Here is a 1,107-nt window from a genome sequence, read left to right on the forward strand (position 1 = left end):
CGGTATTTGCTGCCACAACGAGCACATTGACCGTTACATTGAGCACTGATACATTCGATTATCTTGACGTTGTCCAGATATCGCGTCGCCATGTTTTCAGGAGCCAACATGACCCCCACCACCGTCAACAGCCAGGGCATTTCACTCCAGGCCTACACTCTCGGCGACCCCAAAAAGACGCCCGTGGTGCTGGTGCACGGCTACCCGGACAACCACAGCGTGTGGCAACCGGTGGCGCAGCAGCTGGCCAAACACTACTTTGTAATCCTCTATGATGTGCGGGGCGCCGGCGCCTCCCAGGCTCCCCGAGCGCAAGCGGACTACCGCATGAAGCTGCTGTCCGCCGACCTGCTCGCGGTGGTGGATACCCTGATCCCCGGCCGGGGGTTTCATCTGGCCGGCCATGACTGGGGCTCCATTCAAAGCTGGGAATCGGTCACCAGCGAGCCGCTGAAATCGCGCATTCTGTCCTACACCACGATTTCCGGCCCCTGCCTGGACCACATGGGCCACTGGATGCGCGAACGCACCCTGAACCTGTCCGCCTCCGCCAAGGCGAAAGTCTTCAAGCAGGTACTCAGCTCCTGGTATATCGGTTTCTTTCATCTTCCCGTGCTCGCCCCCAGCGCCTGGCAGGGCGGCCTCGACAAACTCTGGCCGCAGTACCTGAAGCACCGGGAAAATGTCGCCGAACCCGACGCCAACCCCACCCAGGGCAAAGACGGCAAATTCGGCGTGCAGCTCTACCGGGCCAATTTTCGTAACAAGCTGATCAACCCGGAAAAGCGCTACGCCAATTGCCCGGTCCAATTGATCGTGCCCACCCGCGACAATTATGTGGGCACCCAGCTATTTGAAGACCTGCATCTCTGGGTAGAAGAACTCTACCGCCGCGACATCAACGCCAACCACTGGGTCCCCCTCAGCCACCCGGAACGCATTGCCGACTGGATTCACGAATTCGTCAGCGGCGTAGAGAAAGGCACCATGAGCGGCGCCCTGCAGCATGCCCGCGTACGCCCGGCCCGCAGCGCACTCCCCCTGAATGGAAAAACGGCGGTCGTCACCGGCGCCGGTTCCGGTATCGGCCGCGCCACCGCCCTGCGC

General features: G+C 61.3%; 1 protein-coding gene. It reads left to right on the forward strand.

The annotated features are described in order from the left end of the window. Window positions 1–108: 108 nt before the first annotated feature. Window positions 109–1,107 (forward strand): alpha/beta fold hydrolase (locus tag A3730_RS28810; RefSeq protein ID WP_156501441.1); only part of this gene is annotated, 999 nt, incomplete at its 3' end.

Source organism: Alcanivorax sp. HI0044 (assembly GCF_001634945.1).